This is a genomic window from Nocardia sp. NPDC056064, from assembly GCF_042266925.1.
Lineage (GTDB): Bacteria > Actinomycetota > Actinomycetes > Mycobacteriales > Mycobacteriaceae > Nocardia.
Window position 1 is genome coordinate 2,448,337 of sequence record NZ_JBHJWO010000001.1, and the last position, 20,674, is coordinate 2,469,010.

Genomic DNA, 20,674 nt, shown 5'->3' on the forward strand with positions numbered 1-20,674 from the left:
TAATGGCTCAGCTCGCCATGGTGATGAACCTGGACAAGTGCATCGGCTGTCACACCTGCTCGGTGACCTGCAAGCAGGCGTGGACCAACCGTGGCGGCACCGAATACGTCTGGTTCAACAATGTGGAAACCCGTCCGGGACAGGGTTATCCGCGCCAGTACCAGGATCAGGAGAAGTGGAAGGGCGGCTGGACGCTCAACAAGCGCGGCAAGCTCACCCTCAAGTCGGGCTCGCGGTTCAAGCGCCTGATGAACATCTTCGCCAACCCGGACCTGCCCACGGTCGAGGACTACTACGAGCCGTGGAGCTACGACTACGACAACCTGCTGGCCTCCCCGCCCACCGACACCACCCCCGTCGCGCGGCCCAAGTCGCTGATCACCGGTCAGGACACCAAGGTCACCTGGGGTGCCAACTGGGACGACGACCTCGGCTCCGGTCCCGAAGCGGTCGGCAAGGACCCCTTGCTCGGCAAGCTCGAGGACAAGGTGAAACTGGAGTTCGAAGAGACCTTCATGTTCTACCTGCCGCGCATCTGCGAGCACTGCCTCAACCCCTCGTGCGCCGCGTCGTGCCCGTCGGGCGCGATCTACAAGCGCGAGGAAGACGGCATCGTGCTCGTCGACCAGGACAAGTGCCGTGGCTGGCGCCAGTGCATCACCGGCTGCCCGTACAAGAAGATCTACTTCAACCACAAGACGGGCAAGGCCGAGAAGTGCACCTTCTGCTACCCGCGCGTGGAGGTCGGCATCCCGACGGTGTGCTCGGAGACCTGCGTCGGGCGGCTGCGCTACATCGGCGTGATGCTCTACGACGCCGACGCGGTGCTCGAGGCGGCCCAGGTGACCGACCCGAAAGACCTGTACCCCTCGCAGCTCGGGGTGTTCCTCAACCCGCACGACCCGCGCGTGATCGCCGAGGCGGAGAAGGCCGGTATCTCGCCGGAATGGATCGCCGCCGCGCAGGATTCGCCGGTCTACAAGCTGATCGTGGACTACCAGCTGGCGCTGCCGCTGCATCCGGAATACCGCACCATGCCGATGGTCTGGTACGTGCCGCCGCTGTCGCCGGTGGTGGACGTGCTCACTGAGACCGGGCACGACGGCGAGGACGCGGGCAACCTGTTCGGCGCCATCGACGCGCTGCGCATCCCGATCGAGTACCTGGCCGAGCTGTTCACGGCCGGGGAGATCGGGCCGGTGCGCGCCTCGCTGCAACGGCTGGCGGGGATGCGCGCGTTCATGCGGTCGGTGAACCTCGGTGAGGAACCCGCCGAGCACATCGCCCCCTCGATCGGGCTCGAGCCCGAGGAGATCGAGGCGATGTACCGGCTGCTGGCCATCGCCAAGTACGAGCACCGCTACGTGATCCCCACCGGCGCGACTTCCCGTGCCCACGAACTGGATTCGCTGGCGACCGGGTGCAGCCTGGACACCGACGGCGGGCCCGGCATGACCGCGTTCGACCAGGTGGTGGAGAAGTTCTCGCTGGCCGACACGAATCAGGCCGCGCCCGAGGACAAGTCGGGGCGGATAAACCTGCTCAACTGGGACGGACGCAACACCAGCGGCCTGGTGCCCACCGCGAACGGCAACGGGCACAACGGGAACGGGAGCAGCGGCAACGGCGCCGCGAGCAACGGCAACGGCAGCAACGGCGCTGCCGTGGCCGGCTCCACCGTCAGCGGAGTGGCGCCATGAGCCTGCTCTCGATCCGCAGGCGGCCCCAGCCGGTCACCGCGCTGGCCGAACACGACCGGCGCATGGTGTGGCGGCTGGCGGCACTGCTGCTGGACTACCCCGGCGAGCAGACCCTCGGCCTGCTCGACCGGGTGTCGGCGGCGGCCGCGCAGCTGCCCGAGGAGGTGCGCGCGCACTTCACGGGCCTGCTGGACTACCTGCGCGAGACCCCGTCGATCGAGGTGGCGCAGCGCTATGTCGAGACCTTCGACCTGCGCCGCCGCGCCAGCCTGCACCTGACCTTCTACGCCTACGGCGACACCCGCAAGCGCGGGATGGCGCTGCTGCGGTTCAAGCACGCCTACCGTCAGGCGGGCGTGGAACTCGGCGACGAGGAACTGCCCGACCACCTGCCGGTGCTGCTGGAGTTCGCCGCCACGGTCGACCCGGTCGGCGGCGAGCGCCTGCTCGGCGAGCACGTGCCCGTGCTCGAACTGCTGCGACTGTCGCTGGGCGACAACGACTCTCCCTACGCCGGGGCGCTCGCCGCGGTGCTGACCACGCTGCCCCCGGTCACCACCGCCGACCGCCGCCGCATCTCCGAACTCGCCGCCCAGGGCCCGCCCGAGGAAGAGGTCGGACTCGAACCCTTCGCCATGGACCCCTCGCTGTTCGACGCCACGGAAGGCCGCCGATGAACGCCACGATTCCCGTTCCCGAAGGCCTGTGGCTGATCCTGCCCTACATCGCCGCGACATCGTTTGTGCTGGGCCATGTCTGGCGGTACCGGTTCGATCAGTTCGGGTGGACGACGCGGTCCTCGCAGATCTACGAGTCCAAGCTGTTGCAGCTGGGCAGCCCGCTGTTCCACTTCGGGATGCTCGGGGTGTTCTTCGGGCACGTGATGGGACTGCTCATCCCGGAGTCGTGGACGCACGCGGTGGGGATCTCCGAGCACGCCTACCACCTGCTGGCGGTGGGCGCGGGCTCGGTGGCGGGGCTGATGGTGGTCGCCGGGGTGGCGATCCTGTGCTACCGGCGCGTGGTCATCCCGTCGGTGCGCACCAACACCAGCCGCAACGACGTCCTGATGTACACGTTGCTCACGCTGGCGCTGGTCACCGGGCTGCTCAACACCTGGGGTTCCAACCTGCTGTGGGGCACCTACAACTACCGCGAGACCGTCTCGCCGTGGTTCCGCAGCCTGTTCTCGATCAACCCCGAACCGGGCCTGATGGTCGGTGTCCCGTGGACCTTCCAGCTGCACGGCCTGGTCGTGCTGGCCCTGGTCTTCGCCTGGCCCTACACCCGCCTGGTGCACATGTTCAGCGCGCCGATCGGCTACCTCACCCGACCCTACATCGTCTACCGCCGCAAGGAAGTGGAGACCAAGGACAAGACCCGCTTCGCCAAAGCCTGGGACGCCCCGGTCACGCCCGACCGCTGGTAGGTCGCACCCCGCGAAACCCCGCCCGGACCCGGTCCCGGCGGGGTTTCGCCGTCCACTGAGCGGGCCGCACCCCTTGCCGGACCGAACTGAAACGTGTTTCACTTTTGCGCATGAGCGATGTCCTCGCACCGGCGGTTCTCGGTCCGCTCACCCTGCGCAATCGGGTGATCAAAGCGGCCACGTTCGAGGGGCGCACGCCTGACGCGCTGGTGACCGATGAGCTGGTGGAGTTCCATCGGGAGGTGGCCGCGGGCGGGGTCGGGATGACCACCGTCGCGTACTGCGCGGTGGCGCCGGGTGGGCGGACCGATCGGCATCAGATCTGGATGCGCGAGGAGGCGGTGCCGGGGTTGCGCAGGCTGACCGACGCGGTACACGCGGAGGGGGCCGCGGTGAGCGCACAGCTCGGGCATGCCGGGCCGGTGGCCAATGCGAAGTCCAATCGGGCGCCCGCGCTGGCACCGAGCCGGATGTTCAATCCGCTCGGGATGCGGTTCACCAAGACACCGGACGCGCTCGGGATCGCGGAGGTGGTCGCGGCGCACGCGCGGGCGGCACGGTTCGCGAAGGAGTCGGGGTTCGATGCCGTCGAGGTGCATCTCGGGCACAACTATCTGGCGAGTTCGTTCCTGAGCCCGATGCTCAACCGGCGCCGGGACGACTACGGCGGGCCGCTGGTGAACCGGGCGCGGATGGCCAGGGAACTGGTGCGCGCGGTGCGCGACGCGGTCGGCGACACGATGGCGGTGACGGCCAAGCTCACCATGGAGGACGGCGTGCGCGGCGGGTTCCCGATCGAGGAATCGTTGCAGGTGGCGAGCTGGCTGCAGGACGACGGCGCGGTCGACGCCATCGAACTCACCGCGGGCAGTTCGCTGCTCAACCCGATGGCCATCTTCCGCGGGGACGCGCCACGCAAGAACTTCGCCAAGACCCTGCCGGTGCCGGTGCGCTGGGGGTTCCAGCTGGTCGGCAAGCAGTTCCTGCGCGAATACCCTTATCGCCCGGCCTATCTCGCCGAGAAGGCCGCGCGCTTCCGCGCCGAGCTCTCGCTGCCGCTGATCCTGCTCGGTGGGATCACCGATCGCCCGACCGCCCAGCAGGCCCTCGACGACGGTTTCGATTTCGTGGCGATGGGTCGCGCGCTGCTGCGCGAACCCGATCTGATCCGGCGCTGGCGGACCGACGCGGACACCCGCTCGCTGTGTACGCACTGCAACGAGTGCATGCCCACGATCTACTCGACCACCCGATGCGTATTGCGCACCGACGCCCCGGTGTGAGCGGCTACGCGCCCAGTTCCTCGCGGACGGCGGCGAACCAGGACTGGGTCTCGACCAGGCCCTTCTCGTTGTCCTTGCGGCCGCCGACGAAGCCGAACAGGTCGGCGGCGAAGCGGCTCAGCACGGTCGCGTCGGTTTCCTCGAGGTCGGTGAGCATCTCGGTGTCGCCGAGCAGGTAGGCGACGACGGCTACCCGGCCCGCGGGCCAGGTGTCGCGGTGGGCGGCCCAGCCGTCGGCGCGCACCGCGCGGGCCTCGGCGAGCAGGTCGGCGCGCAGGGCGGCACGGTCGGCGTCGCTGGGCTTGCGGGGTTTGCCCCAGGTGATCCGGTTCGCGTCCGGCATGTCGCATCCTCTCGGCGGTGGACGGGGTCACCGGTGAGCGTGGCAGATCAGGCTGCCGGGGCCGCACACGGGGCCGCCGCGCGCCGAGTGTCGGCCGCGCTCATACCGCGAGGTCGCGGCGGGTCACCTTGCCGGTCGCGTTGCGCGGCAACGGTTCCGCGGTGAGCCGCCAGTGGACGGGGACCTTGAAGTGGGCGAGCCGGGCGGCGACGAAGGCGCGCAGGTCGGCGGGGTCGACCGTGCCCGGCTCGGTGACCACCACGGCCGCGACCTCCTGACCCAGGTCGGGGTGGGCGACGCCGAAGACCGCGCATTCGGTGACGGCGGGGTGCTCGGTCAGGACGTTCTCGATCTCGACGGGGTAGACGTTCTCGCCACCGCGCAGGATGAGGTCGGTGCGGCGGCCGGAGACGGTGAGCCTGCCGTCGGTGAGGGTGCCGAAATCGCCGGAGCGCAACCAGCGTTCGCCGTCGATGGCGCGGGCGGTGGCCGCGTCGTCGTTCCAGTAGCCGAGCATGACGTACGGGCTGCGGATGCAGATCTCGCCCTCGGTGCCGTCGGGCAGCACGGTGCCGTCGGTGTCGCGGATGCGCACCTCGACACCGAAGATCGGCCTGCCGACCGAGGCGTCGTCGACGGCCAGGTCCGGCGGGGTCGCGACGGTGGCGGCGGTACCGCTCTCGGTGAGGCCGTAGCTGGTGGTGAGCGAGAGGTTCAGGGTGGGCAGTTTCGCGCGCAGGGCCGCCAGCAGAGCGGGTGAGGTGGGCGCGGAGTTGAGCGACAGGGCCGTCAGCGAGGACAGATCGTGCTGGGCGACATCGTGTTCCAGCAGGCGCGAGGCCATCGTCGGTACCGCGGCCCAGTTGGTCACGCGTTCGCGTTCGACCAGGCTCAGTACCCGGCCGGGCTCGAACGCGCCGTGCGGGAAGACCGCCGCCGCGCCGGTGACCAGGCGCGGGATCACCAGATTGTGCAGGCTGGCGATGTGGAACAGCGGGGCGGTCACCAGGTAGCGGCGTTCGCTGGGGCCCTCGCCGAGCGGCTGCCCGGTGAAGGCGGCCAGCATCGCGTCGGTGAAACGGTGATAGTCGCTGACGGCCACCATGTTCCGCTGCGAGTGCACCACGCCTTTGGGTTTGCCGCTGGTGCCGCTGGTGTAGAGGATGACGGCCGGATCGTCCTCGGCGACCGGCGTCTCCGGGATCTCGGCACCGGTGAACTCGGTGAGCAGCGCGGGCAGGTCGGTCTCCATGGCCAGCACCGGGATGGCTGTCCCCGTCTCGGCCAGGCGCGCGGCCCTTTTCGCGTCGGCGATCACGACGCTCGGGGTGGTGTGGGCGAGGCCGTAGGCGATCTCCGGCGGGGCCCACCAGGCGTTGTAGCCGACCGGGATCGCGCCCAGACACTGCGCGGCCCAGAAGGCGATCACCCAGTCGGGGCCGTTGGCGGCCAGGATGCCGACCCGGTCGCCCTTGCCGACGCCGTAGCGCCGGGCCAGCGCGGTGGCCAGCGCCCCGGCCGCGGCGGCGTGCTCGGTGAACGACAGGCGGCGGTCCTCGGTGACCAGGTAGTCGCGCTCGCCCCAGCGCAGCGAGTGTTCGAGCAGTGCGCGCAAGCTGCGGCTACGGTGGGCCAGCACCGGAATCGGCACGCCGAGCACGGGTTCGACGGTGAGCTCGAAGGGAGCGCCGGGCGCGGTCAGGCCCGCGGCGACCTGGGCCGCCAGCTGCTGCGGGTCTACGACATCGGTCATGCTCTGCTCCATCGGGGTCGCGCGGCGCGTCGCACGGACCGCGGTCGCCGACCCGGCCGAGTGACGCGAGCCACAGCGTAACGCACCCGGTAACCGTGTTCCGGCGACTCCGCGAGATGCCGGGGGTCAGAGCAGGCCGAGGCCCCTGGCGGTGGCGATGGCCTCGGCGCGGGCGTTGACGCCCAGCTTCTGGTAGATGCCGCGCAGGTGGGTCTTCACGGTGTTCACCGAGACGCCCAGGTCGCTCGCGATATTGATGGCGGTCATCCCGGAGGGCAGCTGGCGCAGTACGACGAGTTCGGTCTCGGTGAGTTGCGGGGCACCCTCGGTGGCGCCGCGCTGGGCGCGCACCAGATCGACGAAGGCGTCGAACCGGCCGAAGCGGCCGCCGAGACGGTCGAGCACCTCCAGGGCGCCCGGCACATCGAGAAATGGGCGTACCAGGCGTTCGGCGCAGGCGTGGGTGAGTGCCTGCTCGAACGCCTCGTCGGCCTTGCGCGGGCGGTCGAGCCGGTCGGCGGCGACCGCGACCAGCAGCCATCCGGTGACCACACCGGCGCCGGACAGATCCGGGGGCACCCGGCCGAGCAGCGGTTCCACCAGCGGCAACGCGGCGGCCGGGCGATGGGTGTAGACGGCCAGGCCGGCCTCGGCGAGCGCGGTCTCCGGGGTCGCGCCCAGCATCCGGATGGCGTGCTCGACCAGCTGTTGCGCCTCGGTGCGCGCCTGCAGGCGCAGCAGCAGCCACAGCACGTCGAGGGTGGCGCGGCCGTTGCCGAGTAGTGCCGGGGCCTCGTCGAGCAGCCGGTGCAGCTGCCTGCTCAGCGCGGTCGCGGCGGCCGCGCGGTCGGGTGCGTCGGGGAAGGTCAGCAGGGCGGTGACGAGGCCGGCCTGGCGCAGCGGCGCGGGCAGGCAGATCTCGCGCTCGGCGGCGGGCATGCCGGGCAGCGGCCGCGGGAAATCGAGTCCCTGCTGGTAGGCGCCGTACGCGGCGACCACCCGCGCGAGCCCGGCCTCACCGGACAGGTCGTAGCGCGCGGCGCTCTCGACGGCCTGCTCGGCCAGCGACCGCAATTCGCCGATCCGCCCGGCGATGCCCGCCGCCAGGGCCAGCCCGGTCCTGGCGCGGACCACCACCCGGCCCAGACCCACCTCCTCGGCGTGCACGATCGCGTGCCGCAGCGCCGCGGTGCCGCTGTCGATCTCGCGCGCGCTGATCCCGGCGATGCCGCAGTGCAGGCCCGCGTAGCAGTCGAGATCCGGCTGACCGGTCACCGCGGGCAGCGGCCACCGCGTGGACGACGAATCCCCCACCAGCACCGCGACACCCGCGCTCACCGCCCGGTCGAGCGCGTCGATCCAGGCGGCCGGGACGACCCGCGACTCCGGGCCCGCGCCGATGTGGGCGGCCTCCAGGTACACCTCGGCGGTGGCGATATCGCCCGCCTCCACCGCGACGGCCGCGCGCAGCAGCCGCGTATAGGTGTCCTCGGCGGGCTCGGGCAGATGCTCGACGGCAGCCAGCAGCAGCTGGCCGGTGCCGTCGAGCACCATCCGCAACCCCCAGTCGCGCAGGAACGCGACCAGCCCGGGGGCGCCGGGTTCGGCCAGCACGTGCTCGAGTGCCGGGGCGGGCATGGCGGCCGCGGCGAACCACCCGGCCACCCGGCGGTGCAGGACCGGGGCCCGCTCGGGGCGGGTGTGCGCGCCCTCGGCGAGCAGGTAGGCACGCAGCAGCGGGTGATAGGTGTGCCAGAGTTCGCCGCCGTGCGCGACGGTGTGCAGCGGGAAGTTCGCGCGCAGCAGGTCGTCGAGGATGCGGGCCGCGTCCTCACCGACCAGGTCCTCGGCCAGCGGCAGGCAGAACTGGGTGGGCACCGCGGTGGCGAGCAGGAAGTCCAGGGTCGCCGGCGGCAGCGAGCCGAGCAGCTCGGCGACGAGGAAATCGGCCACCGCGTGCGAGGGCCGGGCCAGCGCGGTCAGGGCGGTGTCGCGGTCCTCGGCGTTGGCGGACAGATAGATCGCGGCGATGCGGACCAGCGCGGCCCAGCCGCGGGTGAGCGTGTGCACCACGGCGAGGTCGGCCTCGTCGAGGCGGCAGCCGTGCTGGGCGAGCAACTGGGCGACGCGCTCCGGCGACAGCGCCAGCTCCGCGCCACCGATCCGGGTGAGCCGCCCGGCCAGTTCGAGGGTGTGCCAGCGCAGCGGCGGATCGAAACGGCCCGCGACCAGCGCGGTGACGTGGGCGGGCAGGTGCGCGAGCAGGTACTCCAGCGCGGCCAGTTCCAGCGGGTCGGTGAGCAGATGGGCGTCGTCGATGACCAGGATCGCCGGGCCACCCGCGGCCAGGGCCGCGACCAGGTCGGCGGCGCGGTCGGCCGGGGTGCGCAGGGCGCCGTCGGGCACCAGCGAGGGGTCGAGCAGGCCGGCCAGGGCCGACAGCAGGTCGTCGGGGTGATCGATGACCGACAGCCAGGCCACCGGGATCGTCCTGGTGCGCGGCGCGCGGGTCACCCAGTCGACCAGGGCGACGGTCTTGCCGCTGCCCGCCGGACCGCACAGCAGCACGGTGGTGCCGCCGCAGGCCAGCGCGCGGTCCAGCCGGGTGCTCGCGGCCGGGCAGCGCACCGGCGCGAAGGACAGTTCCGGGATCGTCGCCCCGCTCACAGCTACCGCCGGGCTGCCACCGCGAAGATCCAGCGAATCCGACGACGTGGTCATCCGCACCCTCCTGAACTCGCTGTTCACCGCGCTGCGCGCGTGCGATCGCCGAGATCGACGGTAGGCGAATCGGAGGCTGCGCGTTTGCCCGTACGGGCCTGAGCGCGGGCTCGTTATCAGATCGACGCCATCGCCGGCGGGCTGCTCAGTCGGGCAGTTGGGACATGCCGAGCAGGGTGAGGCCGAGGGTGTCGAGGCGGGCGAGCACGCCGCGCATGGCCGTGCTGTCGGCGACGACGCCGTAGAGGGTGGTGGTTCCGGTGGCCGAATGGGAACTGCGGCGCAGCTCCGGGAATGCCGCGAGGACGCGCTCGGTGAGTTCGCCCTCGATGACGAACTGATAGCGGAGAGGTCCGGACGTCGACATGTTCCCCAGTGTCGGCGCCGGTCGGATCGCGCACCTCACCCCCTCCGGGTGAAATCGGGTGCCACCTGCGCGTGCCCGGCCGGAATTATTTTTAAACATGTGTTTTTCTGTTTCCGGGACAGTGGGTGAAACGGCTCGCTACTGTCGCGACACCACAGCAGTGGTCAGCGCGAACAGGAGCACACACATGAAGACCTATCAGGCGCGCCGGGCCGGTTTCGGCTTCACGGCATTCACCGCGGTCGCCGCGGCGGCGGTCCTCACCGCACCGCAGGCCTCGGCCCTCGTCCAGGGCATCACGGTCAGCGGCAGCACCCACTACGTGGGCACGTCCTACACCGTGACCGCCGACGTCACCGCGACCTCGTTCCTGTTCAAGGTGACCTTCTCCGACAACGGCACCCAGATCGGTGAGCCGGTGTCGGTCTCCGACGGCAAGGCCACCATCACCTGGACCCCGACCACCACCGGGACCCACGAGATCAAGGCCGTGCAGGAGCTGATCAGCTCCAAGACCGTGACCGTCGAGGTCTCGGCCAAGCCCACCACCCCCGGTGGCGGCGGCGGAACCGGTTCGGCCGATCTGGGCGGACTGCTGACCGGCTCGGCGGGCTGACTCCCCTCCCCCGCCGAAACGGCCGCCGCGGACTACCGATCCGCGGCGGCCGTCGTCGTTTCGGGGGTCAGGCCCCCTCGTAGGCCCGCTGGAGGGCGGCGATGTCGAGCTTGGACATCGACCGCAGCGCGGTGCCCACGGCGATGACCCGCTCGGGTTCCCCGCCCATCAGCTTCGGCAGGACCGTGGGCACGACCTGCCAGGAGACACCGAAGCGGTCGGTGAGCCAGCCGCACGGGCCCGGCGCCCCACCCTCGGTGAGCGCGTCCCAGATCCGGTCGAGCTCGGCCTGGGAATCGACGATGACCTGCAGTGACGCGGCGTCGCTGTGCGGATGCCCCGGGCCGCCGTTCATCAGGGTGACGGCGTGGCCGTCGAGGTCGAGCTCGAGGACGAAGGCGGTGCCGTCGCCCTGGCGGGTGATCTCGGTGACGCGGGAGTTCGGCACCGTGGAGGTGTAGAGGCGGGCCGCCGCTTCGGCGTCGGCGTCGAACCAGAGGAAGGTCGTGACGGACATGATGTGCTCCTGGGGGATGAGTTCCGGCTGACTGTCACCCTTCGGTCGGAGCCGTCCTCCCGCTTTCGACACATCCGCCGGAATTCACCACGGCCCGGTCGCGGGATAGCCCGGATAGGGGGCGTAACCGACGGGGGCCGGCGCGAAGAACTCCTTGGACCGGCCGCTCCACAGCAGGATCACCACCGCGAGCCCGATGGCGATTCCGACGCCGGAGAACAGGAACACCAGCGTGAGCCCGGAGCTCAGCATCGCGGTGAGGAGGCCGAACAGGAACATCACCACATTGATCCCGAAGAACGTGGTGCCGGTGATCCTGGCCCAGTTCTTGCCCGCGCGGCAGGCGAAGGCCATCCAGACCCACAGGCCCGCGGTGATCAGTGAGGTGACGATGCTGAACCCCACGGTCACCGACATGAGCAGATCCAGATCGGACCCGCGCACCACACCGCCGGTCGAATCCAGCACCTCGCCGCGGGTCTGGTCGAGGATGGTGAACGAGTAGACCAGCGAGAGCAGGGTGACGACCGCGCCCGCGAGCATCAGGTAGAAGGCGTTCTGCACACTCGGCGGAACCACACGCGGGACCGCGGGTCCGCCGGGCAGGCCCGGGTAGGGCGCGCCCTGGTACGCGGGGTCCACATACGGTGCGGCAGCCGGATACGGCGACGGCATCGCCCCCGGATACGGAGCCGCGGGCGCGTACGGCTGGGCGGGTGCCGCACCCGGATGCGGCGCCGCGACGGGTGCGTACGGGTCCGCCCCCACAGGCACCGCCGCTGGGTACGGCTGCGCCGGGATCGCTCCCGAAGGGACTCCCCCGGCGGGCGGAAGCGGCACGGCCGCACCAGCGGGCGGGTGGGACGCGACCGCGGGCGGTGGGACCGCGTCGGGGTACGACGTCAGCTCATCCCCGGTGTGCGGATGCTTGTGGTCTGCCGACGAATCCGGCACGGTCTTGGCCCCCTCCTGGTGAAGTCCGGCCCACTCTATCGGCCGGGACCGACACCGGCTGCCCGGCGGCCGGAGGTCCACCCCGCGGACACCGCCCCGCCGGCCGGTCAGCGCACGCGGGCGCGGACCAGCTCGCGGGCGGCGGTGCGGTAGCGGTCGGCGATCAGCCGGACCACCTCGGGATGCACGCCGATCGGCTCGGCGACCCCGTCGGCGCCCGCGTCGTGCAGGCGCTGATGGAACAGGCCGTGCGCGAGCAGGTACGAGGCGATGAAGACCTTGCGCGCCCCGGTCTCGCGCAGCGACGCGACGACCTCGGGCACCCGGGGCGAACCGGTGGCCACGTAGGCGATGCGGACCGGTGCGCCGAGCTGTTCGGCCAGCATGCCCGCCGCGCGCCGGACATCCTGGCGCGCTCGCGAATCCGAGGACCCGGCGGCGGCGAAGACCACCGCGTCGCCCGGACGCCAGCCCGCCGCGCGCAGCCGCACGCCCATGATCGCGGCCAGCGCCGGATCGGGACCCATGGCGGCGGTCACCGCGACCGAGCTGTGCCCGCTCTCGGCGACCTCGCGCGGAACATCCTGGTAGACGTGGTATCCCGAGGCCAGGAAGGCCGGGACCACCACGGCGGGACCGTCGAGATCGCGCAGCACCTCCGAGGGCGAGGGGCCGAGCACGTCGACGAAGGCGGTACGCAGGGCCGCGTTGGGCGCCGCGCCTTCGGCCTGCGCGCCCAGTTCCACGGCGACCGCCTCGGCGAGCGCGGCGATCATCTCCACACCGCGCGTGCTGCGGGTGCCGTGCGCGACGAGCACCAGGGCCGGCTCACCCGGCCGCGCGGTACTCACCACACTCCGATCGGCTGCACCGCGCGCGGTGACCGGGCGGGGGTGCCGATGCCTGCCGCGTGCGGCGGCTGCACCGGCGGGCGCACCGGGGTGTCGGCGCAGTCGGCGGCGTCAAGGGCCAGCCGGTAGCCGCGCTTGACCACGGTCTGGATGGCCTTGGGGGTGCCGAGACCGGCCCGCAGCCGGGCGATGGCGGTCTCCACGGCGTGGGTGTCGTCACCGCCGCCGGGCAGCGCGGACAGCAGGTCCTCGCGGGAGACGACCCGGCCGGGCTGACGGGCCAGCGACCGCATCAACGCCATCGGCGCGGGCGCCAGCGAACGCACCTCGCCGTCGACGACGACGCAGCCACCGCGCACGCTGATCAGATGACCGGCCGCGTAGATACGGTTGGCGCGCCGGGGCAGCTCCTCGGCGACGTGGCGGGCCAGCGCACCGAGACGGGCCCGGCCCGGCATGGTGGTCGGCACACCGAGTTCCTCGAGCGGTGCGGCGGTGATCGGGCCGACACAGGCGGCCAGTACCCGCCCGCGCAGCGCGTGCAGCAGCGATTCGAGCAGCCCGGTCTCCTTGGCCCGCATGAGCATCGAGGCCACGGCGGGCGCGCTGGTGAAGGTGACGCAGTCCAGGCTGCCCGCGACGATCGACTCGATCATGGTGTCCATCGGCCCGCGGTCGGCGGGCGGCTCCCACCGGTACACCGGCACCGGAACCACATCGGCGCCCGCGCAGCGCAGCACCTCGCAGAAGTCCGGCACCGGCTCCCACTCGGTGGTGGCGCCGTGCAGCTGCACCGCGATCCGCACGCCCTCCACGCCCTCGGCGAGCAGGTGGTCGAGCACCTCGGCCGAGGACTCCGAGGCCGGTGACCATTCCTCGCGCAGTTCGGCGGCGCGGATGGCGCCCTTGGCCTTGGGGCCGCGGGCCAGCATGCGGGTCGAGGCGAGGGTGTCGCGCAGGACCTCGGCCAGGCCCCACCCCTCGGCCGCCTCCATCCAGCCGCGGAAACCGATGCCGGTGGTGGCGACGGTGATCTGCGGCGGATCGGCGATGAGCTGTTCGGTGACCCGTTCCAGCTCGGTGTCGTCGGCCAGCGGGATGATGCGGATGGCGGGGGCGGAGACCACGGTCGCGCCCTTGCGGGTGAGCAGGGTGCCGAACTCCTCGGCCCGGCGGGCGGCGGTGACGCCGATGGTGAAGCCGGCCAGGCAGGGGCCGCTGTCGATCGGAGAGGTCATGAAGTCACCGGTTCGTTCGACACCGAGACCATGCCACCGTCGAGCCGCACCGCGTAGACCGGCAGCGACTGGGTCGCGTCGTCGAGGCAGTGGCCGTCGATCAGCGAGAACGCCTGCTTGAGCAGCGGCGAGGCCACGACGGGCTGGCCGCCGCGGTCGCCCACGATGCCGCGGGACATGACCGCGGCCCGGCCGAACGGATCGATGTTGCCGACGGCGGCGAGCGTGCCGTCGGGGAGCAGGAACAGGGCGGCCTGCCGGCCGCCGGTCAGCAGGACAGCAACGCCGCGGCCCGGGATCAGGAAGTCGAGCCGGCAGGCCTTGGTCCAGCCGGTCGAGGTCTGAGTGGTGATGGTGGGTGTGTCGATTACGGTCATCGGGTTCCTCCTCCGAACGCCTTACTCATTGGTACAGGCGCCCTGTTTCCGCAGGGTTAAGCGCTTATTTCCCGGCTGCTGCTGTGTCGGACCCAACACCCACGGGCATGGGGGGCAGGCCCAGGAGCACGGGAACCTTGCGCTCGCCGCTGTCGTCGAACGAGATCGTGGGGTCGGTTTCGTCAGGGGCATTGACGAAGGAGACGAAGCGCGAGAGCTTGTTCTCGTCCTCGAGCACCGCGGCCCACTCGTCCTTGTAGCCCTCGACGTGCTTGGCCATGGCGGCCTCGAGGTCGTCGGCGATGCCCAGGCTGTCCTCGCAGACGACGGCCTTGAGGTAGTCCATGCCACCCTCGAGAGCCTCCTGCCAGGGCGCGGTGCGCTGCAGGCGGTCGGCGGTGCGGATGTAGAACATCAGGTAGCGGTCGATGTACTTGATCAGCGTCTCGTCGTCGAGCTCGCCGGCCAGCAGCACCGCATGCTTGGGGGTCAGGCCGCCGTTGCCGCCGACGTAGAGGTTCCAGCCGTGCTCGGTGGCGATCACGCCGACGTCCTTGCCGCGGGCCTCGGCGCATTCGCGCGCGCAACCCGACACCGCCAGCTTGATCTTGTGCGGCGAGCGCAGACCCCGGTAGCGCTTCTCCAGCAGCACGGCCATGCCGACCGAGTCCTGCTGGCCGTAGCGGCACCAGGTGGACCCGACGCAGCTCTTGACCGTGCGCAGCGACTTGCCGTAGGCGTGCCCGGACTCCATGCCCGCGTCCACCAGGCGCTGCCAGATCGGGGGCAGCTGGTCGACGGTGGCGCCGAACAGGTCGATGCGCTGGCCACCGGTGACCTTGACGTAGAGGCCGAACTCCTTGGCGACCTCGCCGATCACGATCAGCTGCTCGGCGGTGACCTCACCACCGGGCATCCGGGGCACCACCGAGTAGGTGCCGTTCTTCTGCAGGTTGGCCAGGAAGTGGTCGTTGGTGTCCTGCAGCGCGGCCTGCTCGCCCTCGAGGATGTGATCGCTCGAGGTCGAGGCCAGGATGGAGGCGACGGTCGGCTTGCAGATGTCGCAGCCGGTGCCCTTGCCGTGCTTGACGATCAGCTCGGAGAAGGTGCGGATGCCGGTGACGGCGACGATGTCGAACAGTTCGGCGCGCGACTGCTCGAAGTGCTCGCACAGCGCCTTGGACATCGCCACGCCGGACTGCTCGAGCAGCTTCTTGATCATCGGCACACAGCCACCGCAGGAGGTACCGGCGTTGGTGCAGCTCTTGACCTGGGCGATATCGCAGGCGCCCTCGGCGATCGCGCCGCAGATCGAGCCCTTGTCGACGTTGTTGCAGGAACAGATCTGGGCGTCGTCGGGCAGCGCGTCGGCGCCGAGCTCGGCACCGGCCGGGGAGATCAGCGAGGCCGGGTCGGCGGGCAGCGGCCGACCGACCAGCGGGCGCAACGCCGCGTAGGCGGTGGCGTCGCCGACCAGGATGCCGCCGAGCAGGGTCTGCGCGTCGTCGGAGACGACCAGCTTGGCGTAGGTGCCCTTGGCCGCGTCGTGCAGGACCACCGACAGCGCGCCCTCGGTGGTGGCGTGCGCGTCACCGAAGGAGGCCACGTCGACGCCCATCAGCTTCAGCTTGGTGGACATGTCGGCGCCGGGGAACTCGCCCTCGCCGCCCAGCAGGCGGTCGGCGACGATCTCGGCGGTGGTGTAACCGGGGGCCACCAGGCCGTAGCAGACCCCCTCGATGGCCGCGCACTCACCGACGGCGTAGATGTCGGGGTCGGAGGTGACCATGGACAGGTCGGTGAGGATGCCGCCGCGCGCGCCCAGCTCGAGGCCCGCTTCCCGGGCGACCGCGTCGTGCGGGCGGACACCGGCGGAGAACACCAGCAGCGAGGCGTCGATCACCGACTCGTCGGACAGGGTCACCTTCAGCCCGCCGTCGGCCTGCTCGATGTTGGCCGTGCCAACGCCGGTGTGCACGTTCAGGCCGAGGTCGGCGACGAGCTTCTCCAGCACCGAGCTGCCGCCGTCGTCGATCTGGGCGGGCATCAGGCGGGGCGCGAACTCGACCACGTGCGGGGTCATGCCCATCAGGCGCAGCGCGTTGGCCGCCTCCAGGCCGAGCAGACCACCGCCGACGACCACGCCGTGCGCGCCGGGACCGGCGGCCTCGGCCGCGGCCCGGATGCCGTCGAGGTCCTCGATGGTGCGGTAGACGAAGCATTCGGGCAGGTCGTGGCCGGGCACCGGCGGCACGAAGGCGTAGGAGCCGGTCGCCATGACCAGCGCGTCGTAGGAGATCACCTCGCCGGTGGAGCTGGTGACGGTCTTGGCCGCGCGGTCGATCGCGGCGCCGCGCTGGCCCAGTCGCAGGTCGACCAGGTCGTCACCGGCGTACTCGTTGCCGGGCAGCGCCAGCGCGGACGGGTCCCAGGCGCCGACGTAGTAGGACAGGCCGACGCGGTCGTAGGCGGGCAGCTTCTCCTCGGAGAGGATGACGACCTGCCACTGGCCGGCCTCGTCGCGGGCGCGCAGGGCTTCGACGAAACGGTGTCCGACCATGCCGTGGCCGACCACGACGACTGTTTTGCGAGTGCTGTTCATGGGAGGGACCTCCTTGTGATGGTCGGTTGTCAGCGGCGAGCCGACGTATTGGCCGACGAAGCGTTGTTTTCGGCCTCGAGGACCAGGGACTCGGCCTCGACCACCACATCGGAGTCGGAGGACGGGGACAGACGCGGACGGCGCAGGAACACCGTCCAGGTGACGGCCGCGCAGACCACGTAGAACACCAGGAACACCCAGAACGCGGTGGTGGCCGAGGAGGTGCTGGCGTAGGAGCTGCGCAGCACCATGTTGATGCCGACACCACCCAGCGAGCCGATCGCGCCGACGAATCCGATCAGCGCGCCACCGGCGTTCTGCGACCAGGCGGCCTGTTCGGCGCGTGTGCCCGGCAGGCTCTTGGACTTGGCCTCGAACACCGACGGGATGATCTTGGTGACGGCACCGTTGCCGAAACCGGACAGGACGAACAGGGCGATGAAGCCGATGACCAGCACGGTCATGGTGGCGCCGGAGGCGACCCCGTTGTTGCGGTCGGCCATGGTCGAGGCGGCGATGACGATCAGCGTGGCGGCCATCATGGCGCCGAAGGTGCCCAGCGCGACCCGGCTGCCGCCGACGCGGTCGGCCATCTTGCCGCCGTAGGGGCGGGCCAGCGAGCCCAGCAGCGGGCCGATGAAGGCGATCGAGGCGGCGTGGATCGCGGCCTGGGCGGCGGTGTCGCCACCGGCCTTGAAGCTGATCTGCAGGATCTGGCCGAAGGCGAAGCTGTAGCCGATGAACGAACCGAAGGTGCCGATGTAGAGGAAGGCGATCACCCACGACTGCGGCACCCGCAGGGCCTTGCCCATGTAGGACAGGTCGGCCTTCTGGTTGGTCAGGTTGTCCATGTACAGCGCGGCGCCGACCGCGGTGAGACCGACGAAGACCAGGTAGATCGCGCAGATGAGGTAGGCGTAGTCGCCGCCGAGGGTGACCAGCACCAGCAGGCCGAGCAGCTGGATCACCGGCACGCCGATATTGCCGCCGCCCGCGTTCATGCCCAGCGCCCAGCCCTTGAGCCGCTGCGGGTAGAAGGCGTTGATATTGGTCATCGAGGAGGCGAAGTTGCCACCACCGACACCGGCGAACGCGGCCACGATCAGGAAGGTCGTGTACGAGGTGCCCGGCTGGGTGACGAAGTACAGCGTCAGCAGCAGCGGCACCAGCAGCAGCAGCGCGCTGAAGATCGTCCAGTTGCGGCCGCCGAAGCGGGCGGTGGCCACGGTGTAGGGGATGCGCAGGAACCCGCCGACCAGCGTCGGCATGGCGACGAGGAAGAACTTGCCCGCCGCGTCGATGCCGAACTTGTCGGTCGGCATGAACAGCACCATCACCGACCAGATCGACCACACCGAGAACCCGACGTGCTCGGCGATCACCGACCAGATCAGGTTGCGCTTGGCGATGTCCTTGCCGCCGGCCTCCCAGGCCGCGACATCTTCGGCATCCCAGTGCTCGATGTCGTGGTTACGCTTCAGCGTGCTCAAGTTGGGCCTCCCAAAAGTGCGATGGCCCAACGGTAGGAAATCGGTATTGCCGAAATGCTGCGGGAAATGTCGCGCGAATCAACGGTTTCTCACCATTCGCGGGGAATCGGGGTGAGATCGTGTCGTTTGTTTCCGGCATGTGACACAACGATTTCCGCAGGTAAGGAAGCAGCGGAATTTCGCGTACAGCCCGCGTGAGGGTGTGACCTACACAGCATTGCCCGGAACGCACAACCGGGCAACTCGAAAGGTGAGTTGCCCGGTTGTCCGGCCGATTACTTCGCGCGCGCGCCGAACCGGAACGGCGGGCAGTCCTCGAGCATGCGCGGCTTGCACGCCTGCCAGGCGCCGATCAGCAGGATCACCAGCGCGACGCCGAGCATCTCGAACGGGATCAGCCAGCCGCCGGTCCAGCTGTGCAGCATGCCGAACAGCAGCGGGCCCACGCTGGCCAGCGCGTATCCGACGCCCTGGGTGAAGCCCGAGAGCGCGGCCGAACCCTGTGGGGTGCGGGTGCGCAGGTTGATCAGGGTCAGTGCCATCGGGAAGGTGCTCGGGCCCAGACCCAGCAGGATCACCCAGAGCACCGGGGCGCCCATCGGCGCGATCAGCAGCCCGGCGAAGGCGGCGACGAACAGCACCACACAGCCGACCACCACGGGGAACGGGTTGCGCATGCGCGAGACCACGGTCGGCGCGCCCAGCGCCGGGATCAGGCCCATCAGCGCGAACAGCCCGACCATGCTGCCGCCGAAGCCGGCGCTCGCGCCCGCGTCGGACAGGATCTTGGGCAGCCAGGCGAAGATGGCGTAGGTGGTCAGCGAGGTCATGCCGAACATGGCGGCCATGCCCCAGGCCAGCGGCGAGCGCCAGATGGCGGTGGCGGCGGCGTGGGATTCGGCGGGCAGCGCGGTGACATCGTGCTTGTCGCGGCCCTCGCGATCACGCAGCACGAACAGCCACGGCACCGCGGCGGCGAAGCCGACCAGGGCCCACACGCCCAGCGAGATGCGCCAGCCGTGCGCCTGCTCGAGCGGCACCGCGACGAACGCGGGGATGACGGTGCTCAGCTGCACCATGACGATGTAGAGCGAGCTGATCGCGGCGAGCCGGTCGGCGAAATAGCGCTTGACCAGCGGCGGGATCACCACATTGCCGATGCCCATACCGAGCAGCACCACCGCCGAGAACGCCAGCAGCTCCCCCGTGCCGTGGGCGAAGGCCCGCGTCAGCGACCCGGTCCCGGCCAGCAGCATGGCCAGCAGCACCGTGCGCTCGAGCCCGAAGCGGCGCACCAGTATCGGCGTGAGCAGCCCCGCGAACCCGAACATGACGGTCGGCAACATGCCGAACACCCCGACGACCGCCGTCCCGTACCCGACATCGGCCCCGATGCTCTCGGCCAGCGGACTGAACGCGGTGACGGCGGCGCGCAGGGTGAGCGCGGACATGACGATCGCCGCGAGAACCAGCAGCCGCCCCTCGATCAACGAGCGGCGACTGATCCGCCCCTCGTCGGCCACGACCTCCGGCTCGGGGTCGCGCAGCTGCGGGGCGGTGACGGATTCGTGGAGTGGCGGCACCGAGAAATCATAGGATGACCCGATGACCAAAGCCAAGCGACTGTGAGCAGAAGTACGCGCGGAAGCGGGCCAGTAGTCTTGCTGACGTGCAACCCGTCCGGCGAACCAGCCTCATCGCCCAGGTCACCGAGCAGCTTCGGGCCGAAATCCGTTCCGGCCGTTGGCCCGTGGGCCGGCGCATCCCCACCGAACCCGAGCTCACCGAGCTCACCGGGACCGGGCGCAATACCGTGCGCGAGGCCGTCCAGGCGCTCGTGCACGCGGGCATGCTCGAACGCCGCCAGGGCTCGGGGACCTATGTGATCGCCACCTCCGAGGTGGGCGGCACCCTGGCCAAGTACTTCGCCGACGCCCAGCAACGCGACATCCTCGAACTGCGTCAGGCCCTCGACACCACCGCCGCCGGGCTGGCCGCGCGCCGCCGCGACGACGCCGACATCGCCACCCTGCGCCGCCTGCTGGCCGAGCGCAGCGATCGCGACTGGTCCGCGCCGGACCCGGTGGCCATCGCCGCCGATGTGGAACTGCACCGCGCGATCGTGGTCGCCAGCCACAACGCGGTGTATCTGGAGTTCTACGACTCGCTGCTGCCGATCATCGAGCAGGCCATCCACGCGCGGACCGCGCGCTCCGACGACGCCTACGACACCGAGCACGCCGAGCTCGTGCAGGCCGTCATCGACGGTGACGCCGAGCGGGCCATGCAGGCCACCCGCTGCTTCCTCGGGTCGCTGCTGGCCGAGTATCCCGACAGGTAACCGATCGGTCACCGCGCCCGGATCGCGCGGTGAGGTCGAGTTGGCGGGAACGTCACCTGAGGCCACGGGCACGCAACAACCGGCTCCTACCG

The 20,674-nt window shown here is 70.7% G+C and carries 18 protein-coding genes; 6 read left to right on the forward strand and 12 right to left on the reverse strand.

Annotated elements, in window-relative coordinates:
• The first annotated feature begins 2 nt into the window (after positions 1 to 2).
• The 4 genes from narH to ACFC06_RS11180 all read left to right on the forward strand — a co-directional run bounded on the left by narH (position 3) and on the right by ACFC06_RS11180 (position 4,412).
• Positions 3 to 1,700 carry a nitrate reductase subunit beta gene (narH, locus tag ACFC06_RS11165; protein WP_375935383.1) on the forward strand — a complete coding sequence of 566 codons (1,698 nt, stop codon included), beginning with the start codon at positions 3 to 5 and terminating at the stop codon, positions 1,698 to 1,700.
• Positions 1,697 to 2,377, forward strand: a complete 681-nt coding sequence (gene narJ / locus ACFC06_RS11170) for a nitrate reductase molybdenum cofactor assembly chaperone (protein WP_375929620.1) — start codon at positions 1,697 to 1,699, stop codon at positions 2,375 to 2,377. Before narH ends, narJ begins: the two co-directional genes overlap by 4 nt.
• Positions 2,374 to 3,129 (forward strand): respiratory nitrate reductase subunit gamma, encoded by a 756-nt coding sequence (narI, locus tag ACFC06_RS11175; protein WP_375929621.1) that lies wholly within the window; start codon positions 2,374 to 2,376, stop codon positions 3,127 to 3,129. The genes narJ and narI overlap by 4 nt, the downstream gene beginning before the upstream one ends.
• 110 nt (positions 3,130 to 3,239) lie before the next feature.
• A complete protein-coding gene (locus ACFC06_RS11180) occupies positions 3,240 to 4,412 on the forward strand; it encodes an NADH:flavin oxidoreductase (RefSeq protein WP_375929622.1) in 1,173 nt (390 codons plus the stop codon).
• A 4-nt stretch (positions 4,413 to 4,416) separates the two neighbouring features.
• Here the strand turns inward: ACFC06_RS11180 and ACFC06_RS11185 are convergent, their stop codons facing one another.
• The 4 genes from ACFC06_RS11185 to ACFC06_RS11200 all read right to left on the reverse strand — a co-directional run bounded on the left by ACFC06_RS11185 (position 4,417) and on the right by ACFC06_RS11200 (position 9,596).
• Positions 4,417 to 4,755, reverse strand: a complete 339-nt coding sequence (locus ACFC06_RS11185) for a hypothetical protein (protein ID WP_375929623.1) — start codon at positions 4,753 to 4,755, stop codon at positions 4,417 to 4,419.
• 100 nt (positions 4,756 to 4,855) lie between these two features.
• Positions 4,856 to 6,508, reverse strand: coding sequence for a class I adenylate-forming enzyme family protein (locus ACFC06_RS11190; protein ID WP_375929624.1), 1,653 nt, complete (start codon positions 6,506 to 6,508; stop codon positions 4,856 to 4,858).
• A gap of 126 nt (positions 6,509 to 6,634) precedes the next feature.
• Complete coding sequence (locus ACFC06_RS11195; RefSeq protein WP_375929625.1) at positions 6,635 to 9,229, reverse strand: LuxR C-terminal-related transcriptional regulator; 2,595 nt, start codon at positions 9,227 to 9,229, stop codon at positions 6,635 to 6,637.
• 145 nt (positions 9,230 to 9,374) lie between these two features.
• Positions 9,375 to 9,596, reverse strand: a complete 222-nt coding sequence (locus ACFC06_RS11200; protein WP_375929626.1) for a hypothetical protein — start codon at positions 9,594 to 9,596, stop codon at positions 9,375 to 9,377.
• 187 nt (positions 9,597 to 9,783) lie between these two features.
• Between ACFC06_RS11200 and ACFC06_RS11205 the strand changes: the two genes are divergently transcribed.
• Positions 9,784 to 10,212: a hypothetical protein gene (locus ACFC06_RS11205; RefSeq protein ID WP_375929627.1), complete on the forward strand. Its 429-nt coding sequence runs from the start codon at positions 9,784 to 9,786 to the stop codon at positions 10,210 to 10,212.
• A 67-nt stretch (positions 10,213 to 10,279) separates the two neighbouring features.
• Here ACFC06_RS11205 and ACFC06_RS11210 read toward each other — a convergent pair whose 3' ends face one another.
• The 8 genes from ACFC06_RS11210 to ACFC06_RS11245 all read right to left on the reverse strand — a co-directional run bounded on the left by ACFC06_RS11210 (position 10,280) and on the right by ACFC06_RS11245 (position 19,692).
• The gene (locus tag ACFC06_RS11210; RefSeq protein WP_375929628.1) at positions 10,280 to 10,729 is read right to left on the reverse strand and encodes a VOC family protein; all 450 of its coding nucleotides are present in this window, start codon (positions 10,727 to 10,729) and stop codon (positions 10,280 to 10,282) included.
• An 84-nt stretch (positions 10,730 to 10,813) separates the two neighbouring features.
• The gene (locus ACFC06_RS11215; protein ID WP_375929629.1) at positions 10,814 to 11,503 is read right to left on the reverse strand and encodes a hypothetical protein; all 690 of its coding nucleotides are present in this window, start codon (positions 11,501 to 11,503) and stop codon (positions 10,814 to 10,816) included.
• A gap of 287 nt (positions 11,504 to 11,790) precedes the next feature.
• The gene (locus ACFC06_RS11220) at positions 11,791 to 12,537 is read right to left on the reverse strand and encodes a sirohydrochlorin chelatase (RefSeq protein WP_375929630.1); all 747 of its coding nucleotides are present in this window, start codon (positions 12,535 to 12,537) and stop codon (positions 11,791 to 11,793) included.
• Positions 12,531 to 13,772, reverse strand: a complete 1,242-nt coding sequence (locus tag ACFC06_RS11225; protein ID WP_375929631.1) for a uroporphyrinogen-III synthase — start codon at positions 13,770 to 13,772, stop codon at positions 12,531 to 12,533. The genes ACFC06_RS11220 and ACFC06_RS11225 overlap by 7 nt, the downstream gene beginning before the upstream one ends.
• The gene (nirD, locus tag ACFC06_RS11230) at positions 13,769 to 14,149 is read right to left on the reverse strand and encodes a nitrite reductase small subunit NirD (protein WP_375929632.1); all 381 of its coding nucleotides are present in this window, start codon (positions 14,147 to 14,149) and stop codon (positions 13,769 to 13,771) included. The genes ACFC06_RS11225 and nirD overlap by 4 nt, the downstream gene beginning before the upstream one ends.
• Positions 14,150 to 14,213: 64 nt before the next feature.
• Entirely contained in the window at positions 14,214 to 16,751 is a 2,538-nt protein-coding gene (nirB, locus tag ACFC06_RS11235) for a nitrite reductase large subunit NirB (RefSeq protein ID WP_375929633.1), read from the reverse strand.
• Between the two features lie 29 nt (positions 16,752 to 16,780).
• Entirely contained in the window at positions 16,781 to 18,241 is a 1,461-nt protein-coding gene (locus ACFC06_RS11240; protein ID WP_375929634.1) for an MFS transporter, read from the reverse strand.
• A gap of 275 nt (positions 18,242 to 18,516) precedes the next feature.
• Positions 18,517 to 19,692, reverse strand: coding sequence for an MFS transporter (locus ACFC06_RS11245; protein ID WP_375935386.1), 1,176 nt, complete (start codon positions 19,690 to 19,692; stop codon positions 18,517 to 18,519).
• A gap of 218 nt (positions 19,693 to 19,910) precedes the next feature.
• Between ACFC06_RS11245 and ACFC06_RS11250 the strand changes: the two genes are divergently transcribed.
• Positions 19,911 to 20,582 (forward strand): FadR/GntR family transcriptional regulator, encoded by a 672-nt coding sequence (locus ACFC06_RS11250; RefSeq protein ID WP_375929635.1) that lies wholly within the window; start codon positions 19,911 to 19,913, stop codon positions 20,580 to 20,582.
• The last annotated feature ends 92 nt before the right edge of the window (positions 20,583 to 20,674 follow it).

Bases quoted from the DNA above. Each gene is read 5' to 3' on its own strand.
- narH (WP_375935383.1), top strand. From the start codon at position 3: ATGGCTCAGCTCGCCATGGTGATGAACCTGGACAAGTGCATCGGCTGT.
- narJ (WP_375929620.1), top strand. From the start codon at position 1,697: ATGAGCCTGCTCTCGATCCGCAGGCGGCCCCAGCCGGTCACCGCGCTG.
- narI (WP_375929621.1), top strand. From the start codon at position 2,374: ATGAACGCCACGATTCCCGTTCCCGAAGGCCTGTGGCTGATCCTGCCC.
- ACFC06_RS11180 (WP_375929622.1), top strand. From the start codon at position 3,240: ATGAGCGATGTCCTCGCACCGGCGGTTCTCGGTCCGCTCACCCTGCGC.
- ACFC06_RS11185 (WP_375929623.1), bottom strand. From the start codon at position 4,755: ATGCCGGACGCGAACCGGATCACCTGGGGCAAACCCCGCAAGCCCAGC.
- ACFC06_RS11190 (WP_375929624.1), bottom strand. From the start codon at position 6,508: ATGACCGATGTCGTAGACCCGCAGCAGCTGGCGGCCCAGGTCGCCGCG.
- ACFC06_RS11195 (WP_375929625.1), bottom strand. From the start codon at position 9,229: ATGACCACGTCGTCGGATTCGCTGGATCTTCGCGGTGGCAGCCCGGCG.
- ACFC06_RS11200 (WP_375929626.1), bottom strand. From the start codon at position 9,596: ATGTCGACGTCCGGACCTCTCCGCTATCAGTTCGTCATCGAGGGCGAA.
- ACFC06_RS11205 (WP_375929627.1), top strand. From the start codon at position 9,784: ATGAAGACCTATCAGGCGCGCCGGGCCGGTTTCGGCTTCACGGCATTC.
- ACFC06_RS11210 (WP_375929628.1), bottom strand. From the start codon at position 10,729: ATGTCCGTCACGACCTTCCTCTGGTTCGACGCCGACGCCGAAGCGGCG.
- ACFC06_RS11225 (WP_375929631.1), bottom strand. From the start codon at position 13,772: ATGACCTCTCCGATCGACAGCGGCCCCTGCCTGGCCGGCTTCACCATC.
- nirD (WP_375929632.1), bottom strand. From the start codon at position 14,149: ATGACCGTAATCGACACACCCACCATCACCACTCAGACCTCGACCGGC.
- nirB (WP_375929633.1), bottom strand. From the start codon at position 16,751: ATGAACAGCACTCGCAAAACAGTCGTCGTGGTCGGCCACGGCATGGTC.
- ACFC06_RS11245 (WP_375935386.1), bottom strand. From the start codon at position 19,692: ATGTCCGCGCTCACCCTGCGCGCCGCCGTCACCGCGTTCAGTCCGCTG.